Below are 25,084 nucleotides of genomic sequence, written 5' to 3'. Positions count from 1 at the left end.
CATGGCCGTTGCAACCAAGCTCGGCTCGGGCAGCCGGACGCGCGTCGCCCGGTTGCGCCGTCACCTGCGGGTGCGCAAGAAGGTGCAGGGCACGCCGGCACGTCCCCGGCTGGTCGTCACACGGTCCGCGCGGCACGTCGTCGCCCAGGTCGTCGACGACACCGCGGGTGCCACGCTGGCGTCGGCCACCTCGATGGAGTCCGACGTACGCACGCTGTCCGGCGACAAGACGGCTCGCGCCCGCAAGGTCGGCGAGTTGCTCGCGTCCCGCGCCAAGGCCGCCGGCGTCAGCGCCGTGGTCTTCGACCGCGGCGGCTACAAGTACCACGGCCGCGTCGCTGCTCTCGCCGATGGCGCCCGCGAGGGCGGGCTGGCCTTCTGATGACCGTTCATCCGTACGACCGAGCGAAGAAGAGGTAATTCCCATGGCTGCAGCGCAGCGTCGCGGTGGCGGCGCGGGCGGCAACGAGCGGCGGGACCGGCGCGACCGGGGCCCCCGTGAGGAGAAGACCGCGTTCGTCGAGCGGGTCGTCGCCATCAACCGGGTAGCGAAGGTCGTCAAGGGCGGTCGCCGGTTCAGCTTCACCGCCCTCGTCGTGGTCGGTGACGGCGACGGCCAGGTCGGCGTCGGGTACGGGAAGGCCAAGGAGGTGCCCGCGGCGATCGCCAAGGGCGTCGAGGAGGCCAAGAAGCACTTCTTCAAGGTGCCCCGCATCCAGGGCACGATTCCGCACCCGATCACCGGCGAGGCCGCTGCGGGTGTGGTGCTGCTGCGCCCGGCCGCGCCCGGTACCGGTGTCATCGCCGGTGGCCCGGTGCGGGCGGTGCTCGAGTGCGCGGGTATCCACGACGTGCTGTCGAAGTCGCTCGGTTCGGACAACGCGATCAACGTGGTGCACGCGACCGTGGCCGCGCTGCAGGGCCTGGAGCGTCCCGAGCAGGTCGCGGCTCGCCGCGGCCTGGCCCTCGAGGACGTCGCCCCGGCAGCGTTGCTGCGCGCACGGGTCGCCGGGACGGCTTCGTGATGGCCCGGCTCAAGGTGACCCAGAAGAAGTCCCGGATCGGCGGCACCAGCAGCCAGCGCGACACGCTGCGTTCGTTGGGCCTCAAGCGCATCGGCGACACAGTGGTGAAGGAGGACCGGCCGGAGATCCGCGGCATGGTCACGACCGTCTCCCACCTGGTGGTCGTCGAGGAGGTCGACTGACATGACCCTCAAGGTCCACCACCTGCGTCCGGCGCCCGGCGCCAAGACCGCCAAGACCCGCAAGGGCCGGGGTGAGGCGTCGAAGGGCAAGACCGCGGGCCGCGGCACGAAGGGCACGAAGGCGCGCTACCAGGTGCCGGCCCGCTTCGAGGGCGGGCAGATGCCGCTGCACATGCGGCTGCCCAAGCTCAAGGGCTTCACCAACGCCTTCAAGGTCCAGTTCCAGGTCGTCAACGTCGCGACCATCAACCGGCTGTTCCCCGACGGGGGCACGATCGGCGTCGCCGACCTCGTCGCCGCCGGCGCCGTGCGCAAGGGCGAGCCGGTGAAGGTGCTCGGCCAGGGCGACATCACCGTGGCCGTGCAGGTCACCGCTGACGCCTTCTCCGACAGCGCCCGCGACAAGATCGTCGCGGCCGGAGGCTCGATCACGGCCGGCTGACCATCGGACTGTGCCGGCCGTACGCCGCGGCCGGCCGGACAGTCACGAGGCCCCAGCGGCCGCCGTTGCGGTCGGCCGCCGCGTCCGATTCGGCCCGAGCGGTGCGTTAGGCTCGCCGCAGTCTGGCCGGCCTGCCCGCTGCCGACCGAGTCGGTGGCGCGATGCGGTCGGCCGCCGCCGGCGTACGGAGATCTCCCGCCGACCGCCCCACGCTGACAGGAGGACGCGTGAACCTCAGCGCCTTCGGCTCGGCGTTCCGCACCCCCGACCTGCGCAAAAAGCTGCTGTTCACGCTCGGGATCATCGTCATCTTCCGGCTGGGGTCGGTCGTCCCCATCCCGGGCGTCGACTACACCGCGATCGATCGATGCATCAAGGTGGTCGAGGGCAACAGCCTCTACGGCCTGCTCAACCTGTTCAGCGGTGGCGCGCTGCTGCACCTGTCGGTGTTCGCGCTCGGGATCATGCCGTACATCACCGCGAGCATCATCATCCAGCTGCTCACCGTCGTCATCCCGCGGCTGGAGGCCCTGAAGAAGGAGGGCCAGTCCGGGCAGACCACGATCACCCAGTACACCCGCTACCTCACCGTCGGGCTCGCCATCCTGCAGGCGACCTCGATCATCGCGCTGGCCCGCAATCCCGGCAGCCTGTTCGCCGGCTGTAGCGAGACGATCCTGCCGGACACCTCGGTGTCCCTGATCATCGTCATGATCCTCACCATGACCGCCGGTACCGCGGTGATCATGTGGATGGGTGAGCTGGTGACCGACCGAGGCGTCGGCAACGGCATGTCGCTGATGATCTTCACGTCGATCATCGCGGTGATGCCCGGGCAGTTCCTGCAGATCTGGACGACCAAGGGTGCCTTCGCCTTCGCCGTCACCGTGGCGGTCGGGCTGGTGGTCATCGCCCTGGTCGTGTTCGTCGAACAGGCGCAGCGTCGTATCCCGGTGCAGTACGCCAAGCGGATGGTGGGCCGCCGGATGTACGGCGGCACCTCGACCTACATCCCGCTGAAGGTCAACATGGCCGGTGTCATCCCGGTCATCTTCGCCTCGTCGCTGCTGTTCATCCCGATGCTGTTCGTCAACCTGACCGGCAGCGACTCGTCGCTGGCGCAGTGGATCGCCGCGAACTTCCAGAACGGCACGGAGACGCCGTACCTGGTGACGTTCTTCATCCTGATCATCTTCTTCACGTACTTCTACGTCGCGATCACGTTCGACCCGATCGAGGTCGCGGACAACATGAAGAAGTACGGCGGCTTCATCCCCGGGATCCGCGCCGGCCGCCCGACTGCGGAATACCTCGACTACGTGATCACCCGGCTCACCGCTCCCGGGTCGATCTACCTGGCGCTCATCGCGATCCTGCCCGTCTTCGCCTTCGGCTCACTCGGCGTCGGGCAGCAGTTCGTGTTCGGCGGGACGAGCCTGCTGATCATGGTCGGGGTCGGCCTGGACACCGTGAAGCAGATCGAGTCCCAACTCCAGCAGCGCAACTACGAGGGGTTCCTCCGCTGACCATGCGTCTGATCATCATGGGCCCGCCCGGCGCGGGAAAGGGCACTCAGGCCGTCGTGCTGGCCGCCAAGCTGGGTGTGCCCCACATCTCCACCGGGGACATCTTCCGCGCCAACGTCGGCGCCGGTACGCCGCTGGGCGTCGAGGCCAAGCGGTACATGGACGCCGGCGAGTACGTCCCGGACGAGGTGACCAACGGGATGGTCCGCGACCGGCTCGCCGAGCCGGACACCGCGGCCGGGTTCCTGCTCGACGGTTACCCGCGCACGCTGGCGCAGGTGGCCGAACTGGACGGCATGCTGGCGGCGACCGGCGCCACGCTGGACCGCGTCGTCGAACTCACCGTCGACACCGATGAGGTGGTCGGCCGGCTGCTCAACCGCGCCGTCGAGCAGGGTCGTGCCGACGACACCGAGACCGTGATCCGGCGCCGGCTGCAGGTCTACGCCGAGGAGACCGCGCCGCTGCTGGACGGGTACGCCGGACGCGGGCTGCTGGTCCGGGTCGACGGCCGCGGCGAGATCTCCGCGGTGACCGCCCGCGTGCTCGCCGTACTCGAAGGCTGACATGTTCCGGCGGCGCGACCGCATCGAGGTGAAGACCGCCGAGCAGCTGCAGGTGATGCGGCGGGCCGGCCTCGTCGTCGCCGCGACGCTGCAGGCCTTGACCGAGGCCGCAGCGCCCGGAGTCACCACTGCCGAGCTGGACCAGCTGGCACGCGACCAACTCGCGGCGGCGGGTGCGACGTCGAGCTTCCTGCACTACGGGCAGCCGCCGTTTCCCGGCGTGATCTGCGCTTCGGTCAACGACGAGGTGGTGCACGGGATCCCGGGCGACCGGGTGCTGCGCGACGGCGACCTGCTGTCGGTCGACTTCGGGGCGATCGTCGACGGCTGGCACGGGGACGCGGCGGTCAGCATCGCCGTCGGGACCCTCAGCGACGAGGTGGCCCGGCTGTCGCACGTCACCGAGGAGTCGCTGTGGGCGGGCCTGGCCCAGGCGCTGGCCGGGGGACGGCTGTCCGACGTCGGCCACGCGGTCGAGGCGACGGTACGCCGACTGGAGCCGGCGCCGGGCGCCTACGGCATCCTGTCCGACTACGTCGGCCACGGGATCGGGTCGGCCATGCACATGGACCCGGCGGTGCCGAACTACGGCGCACCGGGCCGCGGGCCGACCTTGCTGCCGGGGATGGCGCTGGCCGTGGAGCCGATGGTCGTGGCCGGCCCCAAGGACGTGTACGTCGACGACGACGACTGGACCGTGCGGACCGACCAGGGGGCAGTGGCGGCGCACTGGGAGCACACGGTGGCGATCACCGAGGACGGGCCCTGGGTGCTGACCGCCCTCGACGGCGGCGCGGCGCGCTTCGCCGCCCTGGGCGTCCCGTCGCCGGCGGCCCACGCCGATTGAGCGCTCGCCGATTGAGCCCCGTCGCCGAGGGAGGGTGGACCCGGGTCCGACCGCAGGCCGCGGCCCGGCGTGCTGCGACGGCGTACCGCAGCTGGGGACCGGCTGAGGAGCGGACTGACGCCAGATCATTCGTCCGGGGGCGATTACCGCTTCGAGCCCGCCGTCCCGTAGACTCGCCGACCGGCCCGGTGCGCTTTCGCGCGGGCACGCAGCATCACGTGTTCGCCCGGGCTTTCGGGCGTGGCTCGGGGGCGCGTGCCGGTGAGGTTCCGGTCCTGCCCGACCTCGACCACGGTAGCCGACCGCGGTTGCGTGGGCGCCGAGGACGCACCAACCGACATGCCGCCCCGGGCGGCGACAGCACGACCCGTAGGCCGCCCAGCGGCGCGGTCGATCCAGCACGCGGGCACACGCCCCGGACAGAAGCGCGGAGGACATGCCCAAGAAGGACGGCGCCATCGAGCTCGAGGGCACCATCGTCGAGTCGCTGCCCAACGCGATGTTCCGGGTGGAGCTCGACAACGGGCACAAGGTGCTCGCCCACATCAGCGGCAAGATGCGGATGCACTACATCCGGATCCTGCCCGACGACCGGGTCGTGGTGGAGCTCTCGCCGTACGACCTGACCCGGGGCCGCATCGTCTACCGCTACAAGTAGCCACGCCCGATCCGACCGACCACACGACCACCGACCAAGCAGCGGCGAGGCACGCTCGACCGCGACGCACGCCCTGCGGAGAGATCATGAAGGTCAAGCCCAGCGTCAAGAAGATCTGTGACAAGTGCAAGGTGATCCGCCGGCACGGCCGAGTCATGGTCATCTGCGACAACGTCCGGCACAAGCAGCGGCAGGGCTGAGGCCCGACGCTGAACGCGCCCGCTCCCGCGGGCGTATCGAAGCGGTACCCGACCCCCGTCCTGGGACGAGCCAGGACGGGACGCCACCCCCGGCCGGGAGCCGGGGACCCGTCCAGGGCGGACGGGGACGGTGCCGCCACAGACCTCCCGACGACCCGAAGGACAGTGACCGCCCGTGGCACGACTCGTCGGCGTCGACCTTCCCCGCGACAAGCGGGTCGAGGTGGCGCTCACCTACATCTACGGCATGGGCCGCACGCGCGCCCGGCAGACCCTCGCGGAGACCGGGGTGGACGCGGCGACCCGCGTACGCGACCTCGGTGACGACGAGCTGGTCAGGCTCCGCGACTGGATCGAGGCGAACTACAAGGTCGAGGGTGACCTGCGCCGCGAGGTCGCCGGCGACATTCGCCGCAAGGTCGAGATCGGCTGCTACCAGGGCATCCGGCACCGCCGCGGCCTGCCCGTGCACGGTCAGCGCACGCACACCAACGCCCGCACCCGCAAGGGTCCCCGCAAGACCGTGGCCGGCAAGAAGAAGGCTGGCAAGAAGTAGTAGCCGCCGCCGGGCGCAGCGCCCGTGACCGCGGACCGACGACCTCGCACAGGAGAACGATCAGCAGATGCCTCCCAAGAGCCGCCAGGCGGCAGGACCGAAGAAGATCCGCCGCAAGGAGAAGAAGAACGTGGCCCACGGCCACGCGCACATCAAGAGCACGTTCAACAACACGATCGTGTCGATCACCGATCCGACCGGTGCGGTGATCTCCTGGGCCTCGGCCGGCCAGGTCGGGTTCAAGGGCAGCCGCAAGTCGACGCCATTCGCCGCCCAGCTCGCCGCCGAGGCGGCGGCGCGCCGGGCCATGGAGCACGGCATGCGCAAGGTCGACGTCTACGTGAAGGGTCCCGGCTCCGGCCGCGAGACCGCGATCCGATCGCTGCAGGCGACCGGCCTCGAGGTCGGTTCGATCTCCGACGTCACCCCCGTCCCGCACAACGGCTGCCGCCCTCCCAAGCGGCGCCGAGTCTGACCCCGAGGAGAACCACCGATGGCGCGATACACCGGGGCGGACTGCAAGCGCTGCCGCCGCGAGAAGATGAAGTTGTTCCTCAAGGGCAGCAAGTGCGAGTCGCCGAAGTGCCCGATCGAGAACCGCCCGTACCCGCCCGGCCAGCACGGCCGCGGCCGGACCAAGGACAGCGAGTACCTCCTGCAGATGCGGGAGAAGCAGAAGTGCGCTCGCATCTACGGCGTCCTGGAGAAGCAGTTCCGCGGTTACTACGAGGAGGCGCAGCGCCGTTCCGGCAAGACCGGCGAGAACCTGCTGCGCATCCTGGAGAGCCGGCTGGACAACGTCGTCTACCGGGCCGGCTTCGCGAAGTCGCGTGACATGGCCCGCCAGGTCGTGCGACACGGCCACATCACGGTCAACGGGACCAAGGTCGACATCCCGTCGTACCGGGTGAGCGAGACCGACATCGTCGAGGTCCGTCAGGGCAGCCGCGAGCTCACGCCGTTCGTCGTGGCACACGCCGAGATCGGCGAGCGTCCGGTGCCGGCGTGGCTGGAGGTCATCCCGTCGGGGATGCGGGTGCTGGTGCACTCGCTTCCGGCCCGCGCGGTGATCGACACGCCCGTGCAGGAGCAGTTGATCGTCGAGCTCTACTCGAAGTAGCAGATCCCAGCACCACCGGCTCGCGGCGTCATATGGCGGATGCCGCGGAGAGGACACATCCGTGCTCATCGCACAGCGACCCACCCTTGTCGAGGAGCCCATCTCCGAGTCGCGCTCGCGCTTCGTGATGGAACCGCTGGAGCCCGGCTTCGGCTACACCCTTGGCAACTCCCTGCGCCGGACGCTCCTGTCGTCCATCCCGGGTGCCGCGGTCACCAGCATCCGCATCGACGGGGTGCTCCACGAGTTCACGACCGTCCCCGGGGTCAAAGAGGACGTCACCGAGATCATCCTCAACATCAAGGCCCTCGTCGTCTCCTCGGAGCACGACGAGCCGGTCGTGATGTACCTGCGCAAGCAGGGTCCCGGCGCGGTAACCGCGGCCGACATCGCCCCGCCCGCCGGGGTCGAGGTCTGGAACCCGGACCTGCACATCGCCACGCTCAACGGCAAGGGCAAGCTCGAGATGGAGCTGGTGGTCGAGCGCGGTCGCGGGTACGTGTCGGCGACGCTGAACAAGCAGCCCGGCCAGGAGATCGGCCGGATCCCGGTCGACTCGATCTACTCGCCGGTGCTCAAGGTGACCTACAAGGTCGAGGCCACCCGGGTCGAGCAGCGGACCGACTTCGACAAGCTGATCCTCGACGTCGAGACCAAGCCGAGCCTGCGGCCGCGCGACGCGGTCGCCAGCGCCGGCAAGACGCTGGTCGAGCTGTTCGGTCTGGCCCGCGAGCTCAACCTCGACGCCGAGGGCATCGACATCGGGCCGTCGCCGGCCGACGCCTTCGTCGCCGAGCAGCTGTCGACGCCGATCGAGAGCCTGGACCTCACGGTCCGCTCGTACAACTGCCTCAAGCGCGAGGGCATCCACACCGTCGGCGAGCTGATCTCGCGGAGCGAGGCCGACCTGCTCGACATCCGCAACTTCGGGGCCAAGTCGATCGACGAGGTCAAGGCCAAGCTCGTCGGGCTCGGCCTGGCCCTGAAGGACAGCCCGCCCGGGTTCGACCCCGGCTCCGCGGTGTACTTCGCCGAAGACGACGACGCCGCGTTCGCCGAGGACGAGCAGTACTGACCGTTCCGCGGAGCCGATGACGGCAGGTCCTGCCTCCGCATCGGCCACCGCCGCAGCACGCACGACAGGAGAGCCACACCATGCCCACGCCCACCAAGGGTCCGCGTCTTGGCGGCAGCCCGGCCCACGAGCGGCTGATGCTGTCCAACCTGGCCACCGCCCTGTTCGAGCACGGGCGCATCACCACCACCGAGGCGAAGGCGAAGCGGCTGCGGCCGTTGGCCGAGCGACTGATCACCTTCGCCAAGCGCGGCGATCTGCACGCCCGGCGCCGGGTCCTCACCGTGGTGCGGGACAAGTCGGTCGTGCACGTGCTGTTCACCGAGATCGGGCCGCGGTTCGCCAACCGGTCCGGCGGATACACCCGCATCGTCAAGGTGGGCCCGCGCAAGGGTGACAACGCGCCGATGGCCGTCATCGAGCTGGTGGAGCCGCTCGCCGAGGCCGTGGTGGCCGAGGCGACCGGCGCTACCCGGCGGGCGGCGAAGGAGCGTACGGCGGCTGCGCCGGCAACCCCGGACACCGCCGCTGCGGCAGCGGACGACACGGCTGCTGCCCCGGCAACCGACGCTGGTACGGAATCCGCTGCGGCCGAACCGGAGACGGCCGCCGACGCAGCGGATTCCGCAGCCGACGTCGAGGCCGCGGCGGACGCCGAGAACGACGAGTCCGGCGACGCCGAGGAGACCAAGGCCTGAAGCGGGTGGCAGCTGTCCCGTCATCGCCGCCGAAGCCCGCCCCCGATCGGGGCGGGCTTCGGCGCGTTCGGATGCAGCTGGCGTACGACGGCACCGCGTACGCCGGCTGGGCCGCCCAGCCCGGTCTGCCGACGGTCCAGGGGGTCGTCGAAGACGCCCTGGCCACGGTCCTGCGGCTGACGCTGCCCCACCCGGTGGTCTGTGCCGGACGGACCGACGCGGGTGTCCACGCGCGGGGCCAGGTGATCCACGTCGACCTTCCCGAGCCGGCGCTGCGCGGCCTGGCCGGCCGCCGCCGGACCGGCGACCTGGTGCCGGAGCCGACCGGGGATGCAGACCTGGCGCTGCCGGTGCTGCGGCGCCGGCTCGACGCGCTGCTGCCGCCGGACGTCGCGGTGCGCGGAGTCGACCTGGCGCCGACCGGCTTCGACGCTCGCTTCAGCGCCAGCTCCCGGCGCTACGTCTACCGGGTGGGCGACGACCCCGCCGGACGGGATCCGCTGGCGCGCAGCTGGGTGCTGGCGTACCCGAGGCGGCTGGATCCGTCCGCCATGCAGCAGGCCGCCACCGCGCTGCTGGGCGAGCACGACTTCGCCGCGTTCTGCCGTCGCCGGCCCGGTGCGTCGACCGTCCGGGCCCTGCTGGCCCTGTCGTGCCGTCGGGACGCGGCCGGTCTGGTGGCCATCGAGGTCGAGGCGGATGCGTTCTGCCACAGCATGGTCCGGGCACTGGTCGGCGCGCTGCTGGCGGTCGGGGACGGCCGGCGGCCGGTGTCGTGGCCGGCGGCCGTGCTGGCCGCGGGGGTCCGCGACCCGGCCGTGACCGTCGTACCGGCGCACGGTCTGGTGCTCGAGGAGGTCCGGTATCCGCCGGACGACGCCCTGGCCGCCCGGCAGCAGGTCACCCGCGCGGTGCGCTCAACGGCCGGGAACGTACTGCCCCGGCCGCGCCCGCCAGCGTGACCCATGGCCTGACCGGCCGGGACCTTGGCCGACCGCCAGCCTGACCGGCCGGCACCGCGGCGCCGGGTCCTGCTTGAGGCGTGGATCAGCTTGAAGTGATGCTCCTGCTTCCCCAGGGAGGCCGTTGGAGGCCTTGTCTAGCTTGTCGGCGCATTCCACCCGGGAGGCGTAGGCTGCCGGCGGTAGTCGACCGTGTCTTCGAGGCGACTGAAATCACTCCTGGTCAGGAGATGGCAGGGTACCTCTGGCTCCATGGGACGTTCCGGCCGAAGTTCGATGCGTCCGATAGCGCTTCCGCCCGGTACTGCCTGCCATATCGCCACCTCAAGCTCCACCTGCTGCAGGTCGCGGACATTGATCAGGGCGTATCTGAAGTCCTTGTCCGCCGACACTAGAACCGCTAGGTCCATGGCCCTCTTAATGGCGTCCATGGTTAGTGTCGTTGCGAGCCGGACATCGACGCCCTTTTCGACGGGGCGGCCCTGTCCGTAGTCGAGGGTCTGGCGGTAAACCTGTGCACCCCAACGTTCCCAATTCGCCGCGCGCTTGGCCTCCATCAGCGCCGCCTTCGGTTCCTTCCGTGGGTCGGGCGCACCTCTGAATACCTTCGTAAACTCGAGCGAGTGTGTGTCTGAGCGCTTGGTGCCGTCCGGCGCATTCAAAGCAACACACTTCGCGAGATATAGGGGATTTACGTTTCCTCGATGTCCGGGTTGCCCGGTCAGAACGAATGCGTCACGTGCACCCGAGTAGACGTTGCTGTAGTCGATATAGACGCCGACCCTGATCACTCGAAGCGCCCCCCGCAAGATGTTGGCCCGGCACCCCCGAGGGGGAAGACCGGGCCGCAACTACTGACGAACGTACAACCCTCGCCCACCCCACGCAACGGCCACGACGTGACCCGAGTCACATCGGGCCCCTCCGTGTCCCCGCCCTCGGCTGACCCATGGCCTGACCGGTCGGGGCCTGGCCGCCGGCCAGCCTGACCGGTCGGGACCTTGGCCGACCGCCAGCCTGACCGGCCAGCACCGCGGCGCCGGGTCCTGCTGGACGCCGTTTTGACCGTCGTACCGGGCCGCCGGTAGCCTGACCGGTCGTTGTGTCGCGCCGGCCAGCGATGGCCCGGCTGGCGGCGTCACTCGGCACAGCAGGTCATCGCACCAGCACGATTCCCACACGTTCGAACAAAGGCAGCACCGTGCGCACGTACAGCCCGAAGCCGGCCGAGATCACCCGGACCTGGCATGTCGTCGACGCTACTGACGTCGTGCTGGGCCGGCTGGCGTCCCAGGTGGCGCAGCTGTTGCGCGGCAAGCACAAGCCGACGTTCGCCCCGCATGTGGACACCGGCGACTTCGTCGTGGTGATCAACGCCGACAAGGTCGCGCTGACCGGTGCCAAGCTCGAGCAGAAGAAGGACTACCGGCACTCCGGCTACCCCGGTGGGCTGCGGGCGACGTCGTACGTCGACCTGCTCGCGCAGAACCCGCGCCGCGCCGTCGAGAAGGCCGTCAAGGGAATGCTGCCCCACAACAAGCTGGGTGCCGCGCAGCTACGCAAGCTCAAGGTCTACGCCGGCCCGGAGCACCCCCACTCCGCCCAGCAGCCCGTGCCGTTCGAGATCACGCAGATCTCGCAGGCCGGCTAGACCCACAACCGAAGGGAAGGCGTGGCAGTGTCCGAGGCCACCACCGCAGCAGCAGACGTCGACGACGCCGCGGCCAGCAGCAGCTTCACCTCCGAGACCCCGGCATCGTCGTCGGTGGTGTCCCGTGAGGTCACTCTCGGCACCGCCGGGGCGGTCGGCCGGCGCAAGGAGGCCATCGCCCGGGTCCGCCTCGTGCCGGGCTCGGGTCGCTGGGTCATCAACGGCCGCGACCTGGAGACCTACTTCCCGAACAAGGTCCACCAGCAGCTGGTCAACGAGCCGTTCAAGACCCTCGGCGCCGACGGCCGCTTCGATGTCTTCGCCCGCATCAGCGGCGGCGGCACCAGCGGCCAGGCCGGCGCGCTGCGCCTCGGCATCGCCCGGGCCCTCAACGAGATCGACGTCGAGGGCAACCGCCCGAGCCTGAAGAAGGCCGGCTTCCTGACGCGGGACCCGCGGGCCAAGGAGCGCAAGAAGGCCGGTCTGAAGAAGGCCCGCAAGGCGCCGCAGTACTCCAAGCGCTAGTCGCGCCGTACGCCATCGGAGGCCCCCAGCGCCTACGGTGGACCGGCAACGACGCGTCGACGGCGGGAGGACTGGTGGGCCGGCTCTTCGGTACCGACGGAGTCCGGGGGCTCGCCAACGTCGACCTCACCGCCGAGCTGGCACTGGACCTGTCGGTTGCCGCTGCCCACGTGCTCGCCGACGTCGGCGTCTTCGCCGCTGCCGGTGACCGCGGTCGCCGCCCAGTCGCCGTCGTCGGCCACGATCCGCGCGCCAGCAGCGAGTTCCTCGAGGCCGCCGTGGTCGCGGGTCTGGCCAGCGCCGGAGTGGACGTCGTACGGGTCCGGATGGTGCCCACGCCCGGCGTCGCATATCTGGTGGCCGCGCTCGACGCCGACCTCGGCGTGATGCTGTCGGCCTCGCACAATCCCATGCCCGACAACGGGATCAAGTTCTTCGCCCGGGGTGGCCACAAGCTGCCCGACGACCTCGAGGACGCCATCGAGCGGCGGATCGGCGAGCCGTGGGACCGGCCGGTGGGCGCCGGGGTGGGGCGGGTGCGGGAGGACCCGGGCGCGGCCTCGGCGTACGTCGACCACCTGGTCGCCGTCGCCGGCGACCTGCGCGGCCTGCGAGTCGTCGTCGACTGCGCGCACGGCGCCGCGTCGCTGGTTGCCCCGGAAGCGCTGCGCCGCGCCGGCGCCGAGGTCGTCGCGATCAACGCGCAACCGGACGGGCTCAACATCAACGACGGCTGCGGCTCGACCCACCTCGAGGGCCTGCGGGCCGCGGTCCTGGCAGCCGGCGCCGACGCCGGTATCGCCCACGACGGTGACGCCGACCGCTGCCTGGCGGTGGACGCCGCCGGAGAGGTCGTCGACGGCGACCAGATCCTGGCGATCCTGGCTGTGGCAGCCCACCGGGCCGGCGCGCTGGTCCACGACACTGTGGTGTCCACGGTGATGGCGAACCTCGGCTTCAAGCACGCGATGGCCGCGGCCGGGGTGACCGTGGTCGAGACCGCGGTCGGCGACCGGTACGTGCTGGAGGCGATGCGGGCGGGTGGCTACCTGCTGGGCGGCGAGCAGAGCGGCCACATCGTCATGCTCGACCACGCGACCACCGGGGACGGCGTGCTGACCGCGCTGGCGCTGCTGTCGAACGTCGCGCGTGCCGGCCGCCCGCTGGCGGAGTTGGCCGCGGTGGTCCACCGGCTCCCGCAGGTGCTGCTGTCGGTGCAGGGCGTCGACCGGGCCGCGCTCGGGCAGCGCGCCGACGTCGCGGCGGCGGTCGCCGCCGCGCAGGCCGAACTCGGCGAGACCGGCCGGGTGCTGTTGCGTCCGTCGGGGACCGAGCCGGTCGTGCGGGTCATGGTCGAGGCGCCCACGCAGCACCAGGCGCAGCGGCTGGCCGCCGGGATCGCCGAGGTCGTGGGGAGCCGGACCGCGCTGGTGTGAGGTACGCCGGGCGCCCGGCGTACGGCCTGCCGCGACGTGCCGCGGTTACGCTGGCGCGCATGTGCGGGATCGTCGGGTACGTCGGGGAGAAGCAGGCGCTGGAGGTCGTCGTCGCCGGCCTGCGCCGCTTGGAGTACCGCGGGTACGACTCGGCCGGGGTGGCCGTGGTCGCCGGCAACGCGCTGGCCGTGCGGAAGCGCTCGGGCAAGCTGGGCAATCTGGAGTCGCTGCTGGGCGCCGACCCGCTGCCGCAGTCGACGACCGGACTCGGGCACACCCGGTGGGCGACCCACGGCGGCCCCACCGACGCCAACGCGCATCCGCACGTCAGTGAGGACGGCAAGGTCGCGGTGATCCACAACGGGATCATCGAGAACTTCGCCGAACTCCGTGAGGAACTGACGGCCGCCGGGGTGGTCCTGGCATCGGAGACCGACACCGAGGTGGTCGCGCACCTGCTCGCGTCGGTGCTGCCGCAGGTGGCCGGTGATCTGGCCGAGGCGATGCGACGGGTGTGCCAGCGACTCGACGGGGCCTTCACCCTGGTCTGCGTCCATGCCGACCGGCCCGGCGTCGTGGTCGGGGCACGCCGCAACTCGCCGTTGGTCGTCGGGCGCGGCAACGGCGAGAACTTCCTGGCCTCGGACGTCTCGGCGTTCATCGAGCACACCCGCGACGCCGTCGAACTCGGCCAGGACCAGGTCGTCGAGCTGCGCGCCGACTCGGTGACGGTGACCGACTTCGACGGCCGGCCGGGCCGGGTCACCGAGTTCACCGTCAGCTGGGACGCCGCTGCCGCCGAGAAGGGCGGCTACGACCTGTTCATGCTCAAGGAGATTGCCGAGCAGCCGAAGGCGCTGGCCGACACGCTGCTGGGCCGCATCGGCAAGGACGGCCGGCTACGGCTGGACGAGATGCGGCTCACCGACGCCGCGTTGCGGGAGGTCGACAAGATCGTCGTGGTCGCCTGCGGTACGGCGTACCACGCCGGACTCATCGCCAAGTACGCCGTGGAGCACTGGACGAGGATCCCGACCGAGGTCGAACTGGCCAGCGAGTTCCGCTACCGCGATCCGATCCTGGACGGCCGCACGCTCGTGCTGGCGATCTCGCAGTCCGGCGAGACGATGGACACGCTCATGGCGCTGCGGCACGCGCGGGAGCAGGGCGCACGTGTGGTGTCGATCTGCAACACCGTCGGATCCACGATCCCGCGGGAGAGCGACGCGGTCCTCTACACCTATGCCGGCCCGGAGATCGCCGTCGCGAGCACGAAAGCCTTTCTGACGCAGGTGGTCGCGTGCTACCTGGTGGGCCTCTACCTCGCCCAGGTGCGTGGCAACAAGTTCGGCGACGAGGTGGCGACGGTCCTCGACGAGCTGGCCGAGATGCCCGCCAAGGTCGACCTCGTCCTGGACACCGTCGCCGGGGTCCGCGACATCGCCCGGCAACTGGCCGACGCGCGCTCGGTGCTGTTCATCGGCCGGCACGTCGGCTATCCGGTCGCGCTCGAGGGTGCGCTGAAACTCAAGGAACTGGCGTACATGCACGCGGAGGGTTTCGCGGCCGGCGAACTCAAGCACGGCCCGATCGCGCTGCTGGAACCCGGCCTGCCGGTGGTCGTCGTCGTGCCGTCGCCGCGGGGCCGCAGCGTGCTGCACGACAAAATCGTGTCGAACATCCAGGAGGTGCGGGCCCGAGGTGCTCGCACGGTGGTGCTGGCGGAGGAAGGTGACGAGTCGGTGGCAGCGTTCGCCGACCACGTCGTGCGGCTTCCGGTGTGCCCCACGCTGTTGCAGCCGTTGGTCGCGACGGTCCCGCTGCAGGTGCTGGCCTGCGAGATGGCGACGGCCAAGGGGCACGACGTGGACCAGCCGCGCAATCTGGCCAAGTCCGTCACGGTCGAGTAGGACAGGCCGGATCGCGTGATCGTGGGTATCGGCGTGGACGTCGTCAACGTGCCGCGGTTCGGCGCGACGTTGCACCGCACTCCTGGGGTACGTGACCGGCTGTTCACCACGGCGGAGCGCACCACCGTCGACGGCCACCCGCGCACGGAGGTGTCGCTGGCGGCGCGTTTCGCGGCGAAGGAGGCCGTGGCGAAGGCGCTGGGGGCGCCGCAGGGAATGCGCTGGCACGACTGCGAAGTGGTGACCGCTGCCAACGGCCGGCCGAGTATCGCCGTGCGGGGCACGGTCGCCGCCGTCGCGGTCGGACTGGGCGTCACGGGGTGGCACGTGTCACTCAGCCACGACGGTGACGTGGCGGTGGCGTACGTCGTCGCCGTCGCCGGCGGGGACCCGTTCGGCACCGTCGCCGGCGGGGACCCGATGGGCACCGTCGCCGGAGGCGACCCGATGGGCACGCGGTGAGGCCGGCGTACGACGTCGCCACGGTCCGGGCCGCCGAGGACGTGCTGCATGCCCGGCTGCCGCCCGGCACCCTGATGGCACGCGCGGCCGCCGGCCTCGCCGCGGCCTGCGGGACCCTGCTGCGGCAGCGGCGGGGCAAGGTGACCGGCTCGCGGGTGCTGGTGTGGGTCGGCAGCGGCAACAACGGCGCGGACGCGATGCTGGCCGGCGCGGCGCTGGCGGCGCGGGGCGCTCGCGTCGACGCGATAGTGCTCTCCGAGCGCGTGGCGACCACGGCACTCGGCCGGCTCCACGCCGCCGGCGGCCGCTCCTGGCCGGCGGGGGATGCCGCCGGGCTGCAGCGGCGCGCCGACCTGGTCCTCGACGGCATCGTCGGCATCGGCGGCCGCGGCGGGTTGCGGGAGGCGGCGGCGCGGCTGGTGCAGGACGCTGCAGCCGGGCCGGTGCCGGTGGTCGCGGTCGACGTCCCGAGCGGGGTCGACGCCGACACCGGGATCGTCGCCGGCGCGGCGGTCACCGCCGTACGGACGGTGACGTTCGGGTGCCTCACCCCGGGGCTGCTGCTGGCGCCGGGCCGTGAGCACGTCGGGCAGCTGCAGCTGGTCGACATCGGGCTGGGCCAGACGCTGCCCGAGACACCGGCGGCGTGGGTCGTCGACGCGGCGGACGCGGCTCGGCAGCTGCCCGGACCGGGCCCTGCCGATCACAAGTACCGCCGCGGCGTCGTCGGAGTCGTCGCCGGTTCTGCCCACTACCGCGGGGCCGCCCTGCTGTGCACCGGCGCTGCTCGCGTCGGCGGCGCGGGCATGGTGCGGTACGTCGACCGCGACGACGCCACGGCGGCCGCCGTGGTCCGCGCCTACCCGGACGTCGTCGCCGTCACCGGTGATCCGGTGGCCGACGGCCGGGTCACCGCGTGGGTGGTGGGACCGGGCCTCGGGACCGGGGCCGACGGCGCGGCGGTGGTGGCTGCCGTGCTGCGGACCGACCACCCGGTCGTGCTCGACGCCGACGCGCTGGCCCTGCTGGCGAGCCAGCCTGGCCTGACCGGACTCGTGCGCGACCGCGGCGCGCGCGGCGCGACCACCGTCCTCACGCCCCACGACGGGGAGTTCAGCCGGTTGGGCCTGGCCATCGGCGACGGCGGCCGACTGGCCGCAACCGACGCTGCCGCAACGGCTTTGCGTGCCGTCGTGGTGCTCAAGGGGTCGGGCACCGTGGTGGCACCGCCCGGCGGACCGGCGTACCTCGACGCGCTCGCACCGCCACAACTGGCGACCGCGGGCAGCGGCGACGTCCTGGCCGGCCTCGTCGGGTCGATGCTGGCCGCCCGCCGGCCCGGTACGGCCGAGCAGGCTGCCGCCACGGTCGCCGCCGCGGTCCACGTGCACGGGCGTGCCGCGGTGCTGGCCGGGTCCGGTGGCCGGCCGGTGACCGCGCTCGACGTCCTCGACGCGCTGCCGGCCGCGGTGGCGACGGTGCGACGCGCGGCGTCGCCTGGCCTGCTGGAGGTGCGACGCGCGGCGTCGCCTGGCCTGCTGGAGGACTCCGGCGACGGCAGGATGGGCCGGTGAGCTCACCGCCGCCGGCCGCCGGTTCTCCCGATGCGTTGCCGGCCGGCCTGCGAGCAGCCGCGGTCGTGGACCTCGACGTCCTGCGCCGCAACGTGATTCGAGCTACCGAGGTCGCCACCGCTGCTGAGGTCATGGTGGTGGTCAAGGCCGACGGTTACGGGCACGGCATGCTCGGCGCGGCCCGCGCCGCCCGCGCCGGGGGTGCCAGCTGGCTCGGCGTCGCGCTGCCGGCCGAAGCGCTGGCGTTGCGGGCCGGCGGAGACACCGGTCGGATCCTGGCCTGGGTCACGGTGCCCGGCGACGTCGACCTCGCCGGCTGCGTCGCCGCCGACATCGACGTGTCGGCCGGGACCTGTTGGGGGCTGGACGATCTGGCCGCTGCGGCCCGGTCGGTGGGCCGTCCCGCACGGGTGCACCTGAAGGTCGACACCGGGCTGGGCCGTGGCGGTGCCAGCGCCGCGGAGTGGGGCCAGCTCGTCGCGCGCGCGGCCGACCTGGCCGCGGAGGGCATCGTGCAGGTCGCCGGCCTGTGGTCGCACCTGGCGATGGCCGATATCCCGGGTCACCCGGTGACCGCGGGGCAGCGTGATGCCTTCGATGCGGCGGTCCGGCTCGCGCGGCAGGCCGGGCTGGACGACACCCTGCTGCACCTCGCGTCGTCCGGAGCGGTCTGGGGGGAGCCGTCGACCCACTACGACCTGGTCCGGGTCGGCATCGCCGCGTACGGCCTGTCGCCGGGGGACCGGCTGGGCACGCCGGCCGACCTGGGCGTCGTCCCGGCGATGACCCTGCTGGCCCGGGTCGCGCAGACCAAGCGGGTACCGGCCGGCCACGGGGTCTCGTACGGCCACACCTTCGTCACCGACCGCGCGACGTCGCTGGCCCTCGTGCCACTCGGGTACGCCGACGGTCTGCCGCGGGCCGCCTCCGGCCGCGGTGAACTGCTCCTCGGCGGTCGCCGCCGTACCGTCGCCGGCCGCGTCGCGATGGACCAACTGGTGGTCGACGTGGGCGACGACGAGGTGCGCGCCGGGGACACCGTCGTGGTCTTCGGCCCCGGCGACCAGGGCGAACCGACGGCGGCGGACTGGGCGCGCGCCTGCCACACCATCGGCTACGAGATCGTCACGCGGGTCGGCGCGCGGGTGCCCCGGTTGCCGGTCGGGGCCCTGTGATGGTGCGGCGATCCGACCGCCGCGAGCCGATAGACGGGGTCACCTGATGGGGTGGGAGGCGGTCGGGCGCGGTGCCGGGCTGGGGGCGGCGGTGGCCGGCGTGGTCGCGATCGGCGCCACCGTGGGGATGCTGGCGGAGAAGGCCTGGGTCGGTCGCCTGATCGGCCCGGCCGACGACGGTGAGCCGTACGGCGCTCTTCGGGGCCGGGTCGTGCCGGTGACCGCCGACGACGGATTGCAGCTGTACGTCGAAGTCGACGAGCCGCCGGCGCCCGCGGCCGGGCTCACGATCGTCTTCTGCCACGGCTTCGCGCTCACCTTGGACGCGTGGCACTACCAACGTCGCGACCTGCGCTCGTTGGGCCGGCTGGTGCTGTGGGACCAGCGCAGTCACGGCCGGTCGCAACGCGCTGCCCGCGACCAGGGCATCGCGGACTCGCTCACCGTGCCGCAGCTGGGCCGGGACCTGTACGCGGTCCTGCAGGCGGTGGCCCCGACCGGACCGGTGGTCCTGGTGGGGCACTCGATGGGCGGGATGACGATCATGGCGTTGGCCGCCGAGCATCCGGAACTGTTCGGCGACCGGATCCGTGGCGTCGCCCTGCTGGCGACGTCCTCGGGCGGGATGGACGAGGTGCCGTTCGGCTTGCCGGCGCCGGCGGCCCGGGTCGTGCACAAGGTGCTGCCCGATGCCGCGGCGGCCTTGGCCCGCCGTCCGGCTCTGGTCGACCGCAGCCGTGAGCGGGGCAGCGACCTGGGTCTGGTCGCGACGCGGATGTATTCCTTCGCCTCGCCCGTGCCGGCGTCGATGGCCCGCTTCGTCGCCGACATGAACAACGCCACGCCGATCGACGTCGTCGCGGACTTCCTGCCGGCCATCGACGACCACGACCAGCGTGCCGCGCTGGAACCGTTGCAGCAGTGCGAGGTCGTGGTGATCGCGGGTGGGGCGGACCTGCTGATCCCGCAGCAGCACAGTCGCGAAATCGTCACCGCGGTGCCCGGCGCGGAGTTCGTCGTCCTCGACGACACCGGCCACATGCTGTTACTCGAACGGTGGGCCGAGGTCAACGCGCAGCTGCGTGACCTCGTCCGGCGCGTCCGCGCGAATCTCCCCGCAACGGCAGCCGACGGAGCTGCAGCCGGCGACGAGCCGGGTCCAGGATCGCGCCGGTGACGTGGGCCGGCCTGGCCCGCTCGATCCGGGCGTGTACGGCGTGCGATCTGGCGGCGACGCGGACCCAGGCAGTGCCCGGTCAGCTCCCGACCGCCGGTGCAGCGGTCCTGCTGGTCGGCGAAGGACCGGGCGCGGCCGAGGATGCCTGCGGTGAGCCGTTCGTCGGTCGCAGTGGGCAGCTGCTGGACGAGCTGTTGGCGCAGGCGGGCCTGCCGCGGCACACCGTCGCGGTGGCCAACGTCGTGAAATGTCGCCCGCCAGGCAATCGCGCGCCCAAGCGCCCCGAGATCGCGACCTGCCGGCATTGGCTGGTCGAGCAGATCGAGGTGATCGACCCTCGCGTCGTCGTGGCACTCGGCGGTACGGCGACCCAGTGGTTCCTCGGGCCCGGCGCCCGGCTCACCCAGCTGCGCGGCGTACCGCAACGCTGGGACGGGCGCACTCTCGTCGTCACGTACCACCCGTCGGCCGCGCTGCGATTCGGCCCGCGCGGTGCCCCGGTGGCGGCGCTGCGTGCGGACCTGCAGACGGTCGCCGCCGTACTGGCCGAGCGGGAGGGCGGCGTGACCGGCTCGGCGAATGACTGGGCCCCGGAATGACTGAGCCGCAGTCGATCACGGTGTACGACGCCGAGGTTCCCGACGCCGACTCGATGATCGAACTCGGCCGGCGGCTCGGGTCGATGCTGCGCGCCGGTGACCTGGTGGTGCTCGTCGGCGGGCTCGGCGCCGGCAAGACCACGCTCACCCGCGGTATCGGCGAGGGCCTGCGGGTGCGGGGGCCGGTGACCAGCCCGACGTTCGTGCTCGCTCGGGTCCACCCGTCGCTGCACGACGGTCCGGCGCTGGTCCACGTCGACGCGTACCGGCTCGGCTCGCTTGCCGAGGTCGAGGAGCTGGACCTGGAAACGACTGTGGCGCAGTCGGTCACCGTGGTCGAATGGGGCGACGATCGGGTCACCGGCCTGACCTCGCACCGGCTGCAGATTCGGCTCGTCCCGATCGAGCAGCCGCCCGACGGGCTCGAGCCCGGTTCGGACGACGTACCTCGGCGGGTCACCATCGAGGGCGTGGGCGCGCGGTGGAGCCGGATCGAGTTGCGCTGAGGCAGTCCCGCCGTGCCGCGCCGTCGTGCGGCCCCGTCGTGCGGCGACGGCCCTGTTCTCGCGCGGCGGCCCCGTTCTCCGGCGGCGGCCGTCGTGACTCGGGGCCCTGTCCTGGCTCGGCCTGGCCTGGGGCCCATACGTGCCCGGGGCGCCCGTCGTGACCGGGTGCCCGTTTGGCCCGGCGGTATGACGCCCGTTCGGGCTCGGCATGGCGCCCCCGAACAGGACGACGGCACCCCTCCGTGGGGGAGGGATGCCGTCGCCAGTGCGGGTCGAGGGTCCTGGCGTGCACCTGTGGACTCGTCGGTCCCGGTGACCCGGGAGCCGGACGCCCTGCGTGGGCTGGTCGCCGCGTCGGTACCCGTCCTCCCGCTCTGGTCTGCGCCGCCTCAGCCGGTCGAGCCGACTGACGCGCTGTGTCCGGTGTGTCCTGCGGGACCGCGCTCCCCGGGGGCCGGTGACGGACCGGGGAAGGTCCGGGGCTCGCGGTTCCTGACTCTGGTGTAGCGCGCCGGGGTAGCTGAGGGAAGGCCTATCGGCCGCAAAATCTTCACTCCCGCAAGGACACGCCGCAGCTGCAGTCCGCGGCGCGGCGTGTCGCCAGGCCGCTCGCCACGCCCCGGCAGCGACAGCGGCGACGGCCGCTCAGCGCGTGGGCCCGGGCTACGGCGGGACATCCCGTGGGTACGAGCGATGGCGGCTCAGCCGGTGGCTACGGCGACGGCGCTCAGCCGTGGGTGCGGGTGACCCGGCGCGCGGCGTACCAGGCCACGCCGACCGCGGCAGCACCGACAGCAGCGCCCACGGCGGTGCGGCGCCGGGCCCGGGCGGCCCGCGTCGAGCGCAGCGCGACCGGGCGCGCGAAGTCCCGGATCGGCCAGTCCCGTTCCGCGGCGACCCGGCGAAGCTCGGCGTCTGGATTCGTCGCGACCGGATGACCGACGAGTTCCAGCATCGGCAGGTCGGTCTGCGAATCCGAGTAGGCGTAGCAGGCGGCCAGGTCGTAGCCCCGTTCGGCGGCCAGAGCCCGCATCGCCTCGGCCTTGCCCTCCCCGTAGGCGTAGAACAGGATCTCGCCGGTGTAGCGGCCGTCGTCGATCGCCAGTTGGGTCCCGATGGCGAGATCGACGCCGAGCCGGGCCCCGATCGGTTCGACCAGTTCGGTACCCGACGACGAGATGACGATGGTGTCGCGCCCCGCGGCGCGGTGCTCGTCGATGAGTTCGACGGCTTCGGCGTACACGAGCGGATCCACGACGGTGTCGAGCGTCTCGGCGACGATCTGCCGGACGCGCTCGACCTCCCAGCCCGAGCACAGCGCCGACATGTACGCGCGCATCTGCTCCATCTGGTCGTGGTCGGCGCCGGAGACCAGGTACACGAATTGGGCATAGGCGCTGCGCAGCAGGTCCGATCGCCCGATGAGGCCGCCTTGGTAGAACGGGCGCGCGAAGGCGAAAGCACTGGACCGCGCCAGGATCGTCTTGTCCAGGTCGAAGAACGCCGCTGCCCGGCCGCCCGTCGACAGGTCGACCGGTGACAGGTGGCCCGCAAAGAGCTCGGCATGGTCCGGACTCGGCACGCTGCCGGGTACCTCGTCGGTCACGGATCGATGGTAGGCACAACCGTCGGACATCGAGCCCGCGATGCCGCCGGGCTGGTGATGTCCGCGCGAGGTTCGCGGCCCAGCGACCGTTAGTGGGTCAGCGGCGTCATCCCCAACTCCGAGGTTCCTGGCCGGGTCCTCCACAGCCACGGTCTCGGGGTGGCCGCGGGCCGTTGTCGCATCGCATCGTGTCGGCACGGACGTCGAAGGTCAGGGGGACCGGTGCGGTGGCAGGCGGACAGCCAGGACGACCAGGCCGAGCGGGATGCCGGCAGCAGGGTGCTGCTCGCGACCGATCAGGCCGCGCTGCTGGACGAGGTGCTGCGGGTCGCCGCTGCCGGGGGCGTCGAGGTGGAGGTCGCCTCGCACGTAGCCGCCCTGCGGCCGCGTTGGGGTGCGGTGCCGCTCGTCCTGATCGGGACCGACCTCGTCGCGGCTGTCGCGGCGGCGGGTCTGGTGCGGCGACCGGGCGTCGTGGTGGTCGGCCGGCAGGCCGACGGTTCGTCCGCCGATCCGAGCCTCGCATCACCGACTCTCGCCGCTTCGCAGGCCCCGGCCGCTTTGCCGACCCTGTTCGGCGTCCCCGGCGTCTGGGAAGGGGCTGTCGCCGTGGGCGCCGAGGAGGTGCTGGCACTGCCGGCCGACGACGGTGTGCTGGCCGATCGTCTCGCCGATCTCCGCGACGGGCCATCACGTGACGGAGCGGTCGTGTGCGTCGTCGGCGGGCGCGGCGGTGCGGGTGCCAGCACCTTGGCCGCAGCGTTGGCCCGGACGGCCGCCCGCCGCCGGCGGACGCTGCTGGTGGACGCGGATCCGCTCGGCGGCGGAGTCGACGTCCTGCTCGGCGCGGAGGACGCGGCAGGCCTGCGGTGGCCGGACCTGGCCGAGACCCAGGGTCGGTTGGCCGGGGAGGTGCTCGGCAACGGTCTGCCGCGGGTGGGCGACCTCACGGTCCTGTCGTACGACCGGGTCGGTGCCACCGCAGTCCCGCCGGCGGCGATGGTCGCCGCTCTCGCGGCCGCCGCCCGCGGCTTCGACCTGACCGTCGTCGACCTTCCCCGTACGGCGGACGAGGCAAGTCTGCAGGCGCTGTCCCGGGCGCGACTGGTGGTGCTGGTGGTGCCGACCCAGGTCCGGGCAGCGGCAGCCGCCGAGCGGCTGTGCCAGGTCCTGCCGCTGCCCAGCGCAGCGACCGGCCTGGTCGTCCGGCGGACGTTGGGAGGCAAGGACTATGACCCGCAGGCGTTCGCTGACGCCCTGCAGTTGCCCGTCTGGGCAGTCGTGGGGCGGCAGCGGAACGTCCCGGTCGCGGCCGAGGACCGCCGGCCGCCGCGGATGTCGGCCCGCAGTTCGCTGACGCAGGCCGCCGAGATCCTGTTGCGTCGCCTCGACGCGGAGCAGCCGGCATGAGCATCGCATCGGCCGTGCCAGGCGAGGACGGCCAGGCCCAGGACCTGGTGGGCCGGGTGCGGTCCCGGCTGATCGCCGACGCCGCCGCCGCGGCCAGCCCCAGCGAGGTCGCCAGCGCGCTGCGGCAGGAGGGCGTCGTCCTCGGCGACGCCGCGGTCCTCAGCCTCGTGTCGACCTTGCGTTCGGAGCTGACCGGGGCCGGGCCGCTGGACGACCTGGTCGCCGACCCGGAGGTCACCGATGTCCTGGTCAACGGGCCGGACGAGGTCTGGGTCGATCGTGGGCACGGCTTGCAGCGGGCCGACCTGCGGTTCCGGGACGACGACGCGGTCCGCCGACTCGCGCAGCGACTGGCCGCCTCGGCCGGCCGGCGGCTGGACGAAGCCGCGCCGTACGTCGATGCCCGGTTGCCCGGCGGGACACGGCTGCACGCGGTGCTGCCGCCGGTGTCCGGTTCGCAGACCCTGGTCTCGTTGCGGGTGGGCCGGCGCCGACCGTTCACGCTCGACGAACTCGTCGACGTCGGCACCGTTCCGCCCGGCGGCGCGGCCTGGTTGCGCGCGATCGTGGCCCGCCGGTTGGCGTACGTCGTCAGTGGCGGGACGGGCACCGGCAAGACCACGGTGCTGGCGACACTGCTGAGCGAGGTCGACCCGCGGGAGCGGCTGGTGCTGGTCGAGGATGCCGCCGAGCTCCGGCCTGCCCACCCTCACGTCGTCCGGCTGGAGGCGCGACCGCCCAACCTCGAGGGCGCGGGAGCGGTGACGCTGCGGGACCTGGTCCGGCAGGCCCTGCGGATGCGGCCGGACCGGCTCGTGGTCGGCGAGGTCCGGGGGGCCGAAGTCGTCGACCTTCTCGCTGCGCTCAACACCGGCCACGACGGCGGCTGCAGCACGCTGCACGCGAACTCGGCGGCCGACGTGCCGGCTCGGTTGGAGGCGCTTGCCCTGGCCGCCGGACTCGGGCGAGACGCCGTCCACGCGCAGGTCGCAGCAGGCCTGGACGCCGTCGTCCACCTGCAGCGACGACGTGACGGACGACGGACGGTCGAGGGCATCCATGTGCTGCGTCGCGGCCCCGACGAGTTCGTCCGCGCCGTGCCAGCGCTGCGGTTCAGCGGACGACAGGTTCGTCGCGGTCCCGGCATCGGCGCGCTCTACGACCTGCTGCGAGCCCGGTGACATGTCAATCGCCGT

The 25,084-nt window shown here is 72.3% G+C and carries 29 protein-coding genes; 27 read left to right on the top strand and 2 right to left on the bottom strand.

What is annotated here, in order from left to right:
* The first annotated feature begins 1 nt into the window (after position 1).
* The 15 genes from EPO13_03570 to truA all read left to right on the top strand — a co-directional run bounded on the left by EPO13_03570 (position 2) and on the right by truA (position 9,857).
* Positions 2–382, top strand: coding sequence for a 50S ribosomal protein L18 (locus tag EPO13_03570; protein TAK70065.1), 381 nt, complete (start codon positions 2–4; stop codon positions 380–382).
* Positions 383–425: 43 nt separating this feature from the next.
* Complete coding sequence (locus tag EPO13_03565) at positions 426–1,025, top strand: 30S ribosomal protein S5 (GenBank protein ID TAK70064.1); 600 nt, start codon at positions 426–428, stop codon at positions 1,023–1,025.
* Entirely contained in the window at positions 1,025–1,207 is a 183-nt protein-coding gene (locus EPO13_03560; GenBank protein ID TAK70063.1) for a 50S ribosomal protein L30, read from the top strand. Before EPO13_03565 ends, EPO13_03560 begins: the two co-directional genes overlap by 1 nt.
* Before the next feature lies 1 nt (position 1,208).
* A complete protein-coding gene (locus tag EPO13_03555) occupies positions 1,209–1,649 on the top strand; it encodes a 50S ribosomal protein L15 (protein ID TAK70062.1) in 441 nt (146 codons plus the stop codon).
* Positions 1,650–1,810: 161 nt separating this feature from the next.
* Entirely contained in the window at positions 1,811–3,175 is a 1,365-nt protein-coding gene (gene secY, locus EPO13_03550) for a preprotein translocase subunit SecY (GenBank protein ID TAK70061.1), read from the top strand.
* Positions 3,172–3,741 (top strand): adenylate kinase, encoded by a 570-nt coding sequence (locus EPO13_03545; protein ID TAK70442.1) that lies wholly within the window; start codon positions 3,172–3,174, stop codon positions 3,739–3,741. Before secY ends, EPO13_03545 begins: the two co-directional genes overlap by 4 nt.
* Position 3,742: 1 nt before the next feature.
* Positions 3,743–4,588: a type I methionyl aminopeptidase gene (gene map, locus EPO13_03540; protein TAK70060.1), complete on the top strand. Its 846-nt coding sequence runs from the start codon at positions 3,743–3,745 to the stop codon at positions 4,586–4,588.
* A gap of 436 nt (positions 4,589–5,024) precedes the next feature.
* Positions 5,025–5,246: a translation initiation factor IF-1 gene (locus tag EPO13_03535; GenBank protein TAK70059.1), complete on the top strand. Its 222-nt coding sequence runs from the start codon at positions 5,025–5,027 to the stop codon at positions 5,244–5,246.
* Between the two features lie 86 nt (positions 5,247–5,332).
* Positions 5,333–5,446 carry a 50S ribosomal protein L36 gene (locus EPO13_03530; protein ID TAK70058.1) on the top strand — a complete coding sequence of 38 codons (114 nt, stop codon included), beginning with the start codon at positions 5,333–5,335 and terminating at the stop codon, positions 5,444–5,446.
* A gap of 175 nt (positions 5,447–5,621) precedes the next feature.
* Positions 5,622–6,002, top strand: a complete 381-nt coding sequence (locus EPO13_03525) for a 30S ribosomal protein S13 (protein ID TAK70057.1) — start codon at positions 5,622–5,624, stop codon at positions 6,000–6,002.
* A 67-nt stretch (positions 6,003–6,069) separates the two neighbouring features.
* On the top strand, positions 6,070–6,477 hold the full coding sequence (locus tag EPO13_03520) for a 30S ribosomal protein S11 (GenBank protein ID TAK70056.1): 408 nt from the start codon (positions 6,070–6,072) through the stop codon (positions 6,475–6,477).
* 18 nt (positions 6,478–6,495) lie between these two features.
* Positions 6,496–7,122, top strand: coding sequence for a 30S ribosomal protein S4 (locus tag EPO13_03515; protein TAK70055.1), 627 nt, complete (start codon positions 6,496–6,498; stop codon positions 7,120–7,122).
* A gap of 61 nt (positions 7,123–7,183) precedes the next feature.
* Positions 7,184–8,197 (top strand): DNA-directed RNA polymerase subunit alpha, encoded by a 1,014-nt coding sequence (locus EPO13_03510; GenBank protein ID TAK70054.1) that lies wholly within the window; start codon positions 7,184–7,186, stop codon positions 8,195–8,197.
* Between the two features lie 80 nt (positions 8,198–8,277).
* On the top strand, positions 8,278–8,895 hold the full coding sequence (locus tag EPO13_03505; protein ID TAK70053.1) for a 50S ribosomal protein L17: 618 nt from the start codon (positions 8,278–8,280) through the stop codon (positions 8,893–8,895).
* A gap of 71 nt (positions 8,896–8,966) precedes the next feature.
* Complete coding sequence (truA, locus tag EPO13_03500) at positions 8,967–9,857, top strand: tRNA pseudouridine(38-40) synthase TruA (protein ID TAK70052.1); 891 nt, start codon at positions 8,967–8,969, stop codon at positions 9,855–9,857.
* A gap of 137 nt (positions 9,858–9,994) precedes the next feature.
* Here the strand turns inward: truA and EPO13_03495 are convergent, their stop codons facing one another.
* Positions 9,995–10,708: an NYN domain-containing protein gene (locus EPO13_03495; GenBank protein ID TAK70051.1), complete on the bottom strand. Its 714-nt coding sequence runs from the start codon at positions 10,706–10,708 to the stop codon at positions 9,995–9,997.
* A 350-nt stretch (positions 10,709–11,058) separates the two neighbouring features.
* Here EPO13_03495 and EPO13_03490 point away from each other — a divergent pair, with 350 nt between their 5' ends.
* The 10 genes from EPO13_03490 to tsaE all read left to right on the top strand — a co-directional run bounded on the left by EPO13_03490 (position 11,059) and on the right by tsaE (position 20,872).
* Positions 11,059–11,508, top strand: coding sequence for a 50S ribosomal protein L13 (locus EPO13_03490; GenBank protein TAK70050.1), 450 nt, complete (start codon positions 11,059–11,061; stop codon positions 11,506–11,508).
* Between the two features lie 27 nt (positions 11,509–11,535).
* Positions 11,536–12,033 (top strand): 30S ribosomal protein S9, encoded by a 498-nt coding sequence (locus EPO13_03485; protein ID TAK70049.1) that lies wholly within the window; start codon positions 11,536–11,538, stop codon positions 12,031–12,033.
* Positions 12,034–12,107: 74 nt separating this feature from the next.
* Complete coding sequence (locus EPO13_03480) at positions 12,108–13,469, top strand: phosphoglucosamine mutase (GenBank protein ID TAK70048.1); 1,362 nt, start codon at positions 12,108–12,110, stop codon at positions 13,467–13,469.
* A 59-nt stretch (positions 13,470–13,528) separates the two neighbouring features.
* Positions 13,529–15,379, top strand: coding sequence for a glutamine--fructose-6-phosphate transaminase (isomerizing) (gene glmS / locus EPO13_03475; protein TAK70047.1), 1,851 nt, complete (start codon positions 13,529–13,531; stop codon positions 15,377–15,379).
* Positions 15,380–15,394: 15 nt separating this feature from the next.
* Positions 15,395–15,841, top strand: coding sequence for a holo-ACP synthase (locus tag EPO13_03470; protein TAK70046.1), 447 nt, complete (start codon positions 15,395–15,397; stop codon positions 15,839–15,841).
* Positions 15,838–17,415: an NAD(P)H-hydrate dehydratase gene (locus EPO13_03465; protein ID TAK70045.1), complete on the top strand. Its 1,578-nt coding sequence runs from the start codon at positions 15,838–15,840 to the stop codon at positions 17,413–17,415. Before EPO13_03470 ends, EPO13_03465 begins: the two co-directional genes overlap by 4 nt.
* 47 nt (positions 17,416–17,462) lie before the next feature.
* A complete protein-coding gene (gene alr / locus EPO13_03460) occupies positions 17,463–18,590 on the top strand; it encodes an alanine racemase (GenBank protein ID TAK70441.1) in 1,128 nt (375 codons plus the stop codon).
* Positions 18,591–18,636: 46 nt separating this feature from the next.
* Complete coding sequence (locus EPO13_03455; protein ID TAK70044.1) at positions 18,637–19,767, top strand: alpha/beta hydrolase; 1,131 nt, start codon at positions 18,637–18,639, stop codon at positions 19,765–19,767.
* The gene (locus tag EPO13_03450; GenBank protein ID TAK70043.1) at positions 19,755–20,366 is read left to right on the top strand and encodes a uracil-DNA glycosylase; all 612 of its coding nucleotides are present in this window, start codon (positions 19,755–19,757) and stop codon (positions 20,364–20,366) included. Before EPO13_03455 ends, EPO13_03450 begins: the two co-directional genes overlap by 13 nt.
* The gene (tsaE, locus tag EPO13_03445) at positions 20,363–20,872 is read left to right on the top strand and encodes a tRNA (adenosine(37)-N6)-threonylcarbamoyltransferase complex ATPase subunit type 1 TsaE (protein ID TAK70042.1); all 510 of its coding nucleotides are present in this window, start codon (positions 20,363–20,365) and stop codon (positions 20,870–20,872) included. The genes EPO13_03450 and tsaE overlap by 4 nt, the downstream gene beginning before the upstream one ends.
* A gap of 727 nt (positions 20,873–21,599) precedes the next feature.
* Here the strand turns inward: tsaE and EPO13_03440 are convergent.
* Entirely contained in the window at positions 21,600–22,508 is a 909-nt protein-coding gene (locus EPO13_03440; protein TAK70041.1) for an HAD-IB family hydrolase, read from the bottom strand.
* Between the two features lie 78 nt (positions 22,509–22,586).
* Here EPO13_03440 and EPO13_03435 point away from each other — a divergent pair, with 78 nt between their 5' ends.
* A complete protein-coding gene (locus EPO13_03435) occupies positions 22,587–23,888 on the top strand; it encodes a hypothetical protein (GenBank protein ID TAK70040.1) in 1,302 nt (433 codons plus the stop codon).
* Complete coding sequence (locus EPO13_03430) at positions 23,885–25,069, top strand: TadA family conjugal transfer-associated ATPase (protein TAK70039.1); 1,185 nt, start codon at positions 23,885–23,887, stop codon at positions 25,067–25,069. Before EPO13_03435 ends, EPO13_03430 begins: the two co-directional genes overlap by 4 nt.
* The last annotated feature ends 15 nt before the right edge of the window (positions 25,070–25,084 follow it).

This window comes from Actinomycetota bacterium (genome assembly GCA_004297305.1).
In the GTDB taxonomy this organism is placed as follows: domain Bacteria; phylum Actinomycetota; class Actinomycetes; order S36-B12; family FW305-bin1; genus FW305-bin1.
The sequence above is the reverse complement of the archived record's forward strand: the minus strand, read 5'-3'. Positions and strand labels throughout refer to the sequence as shown.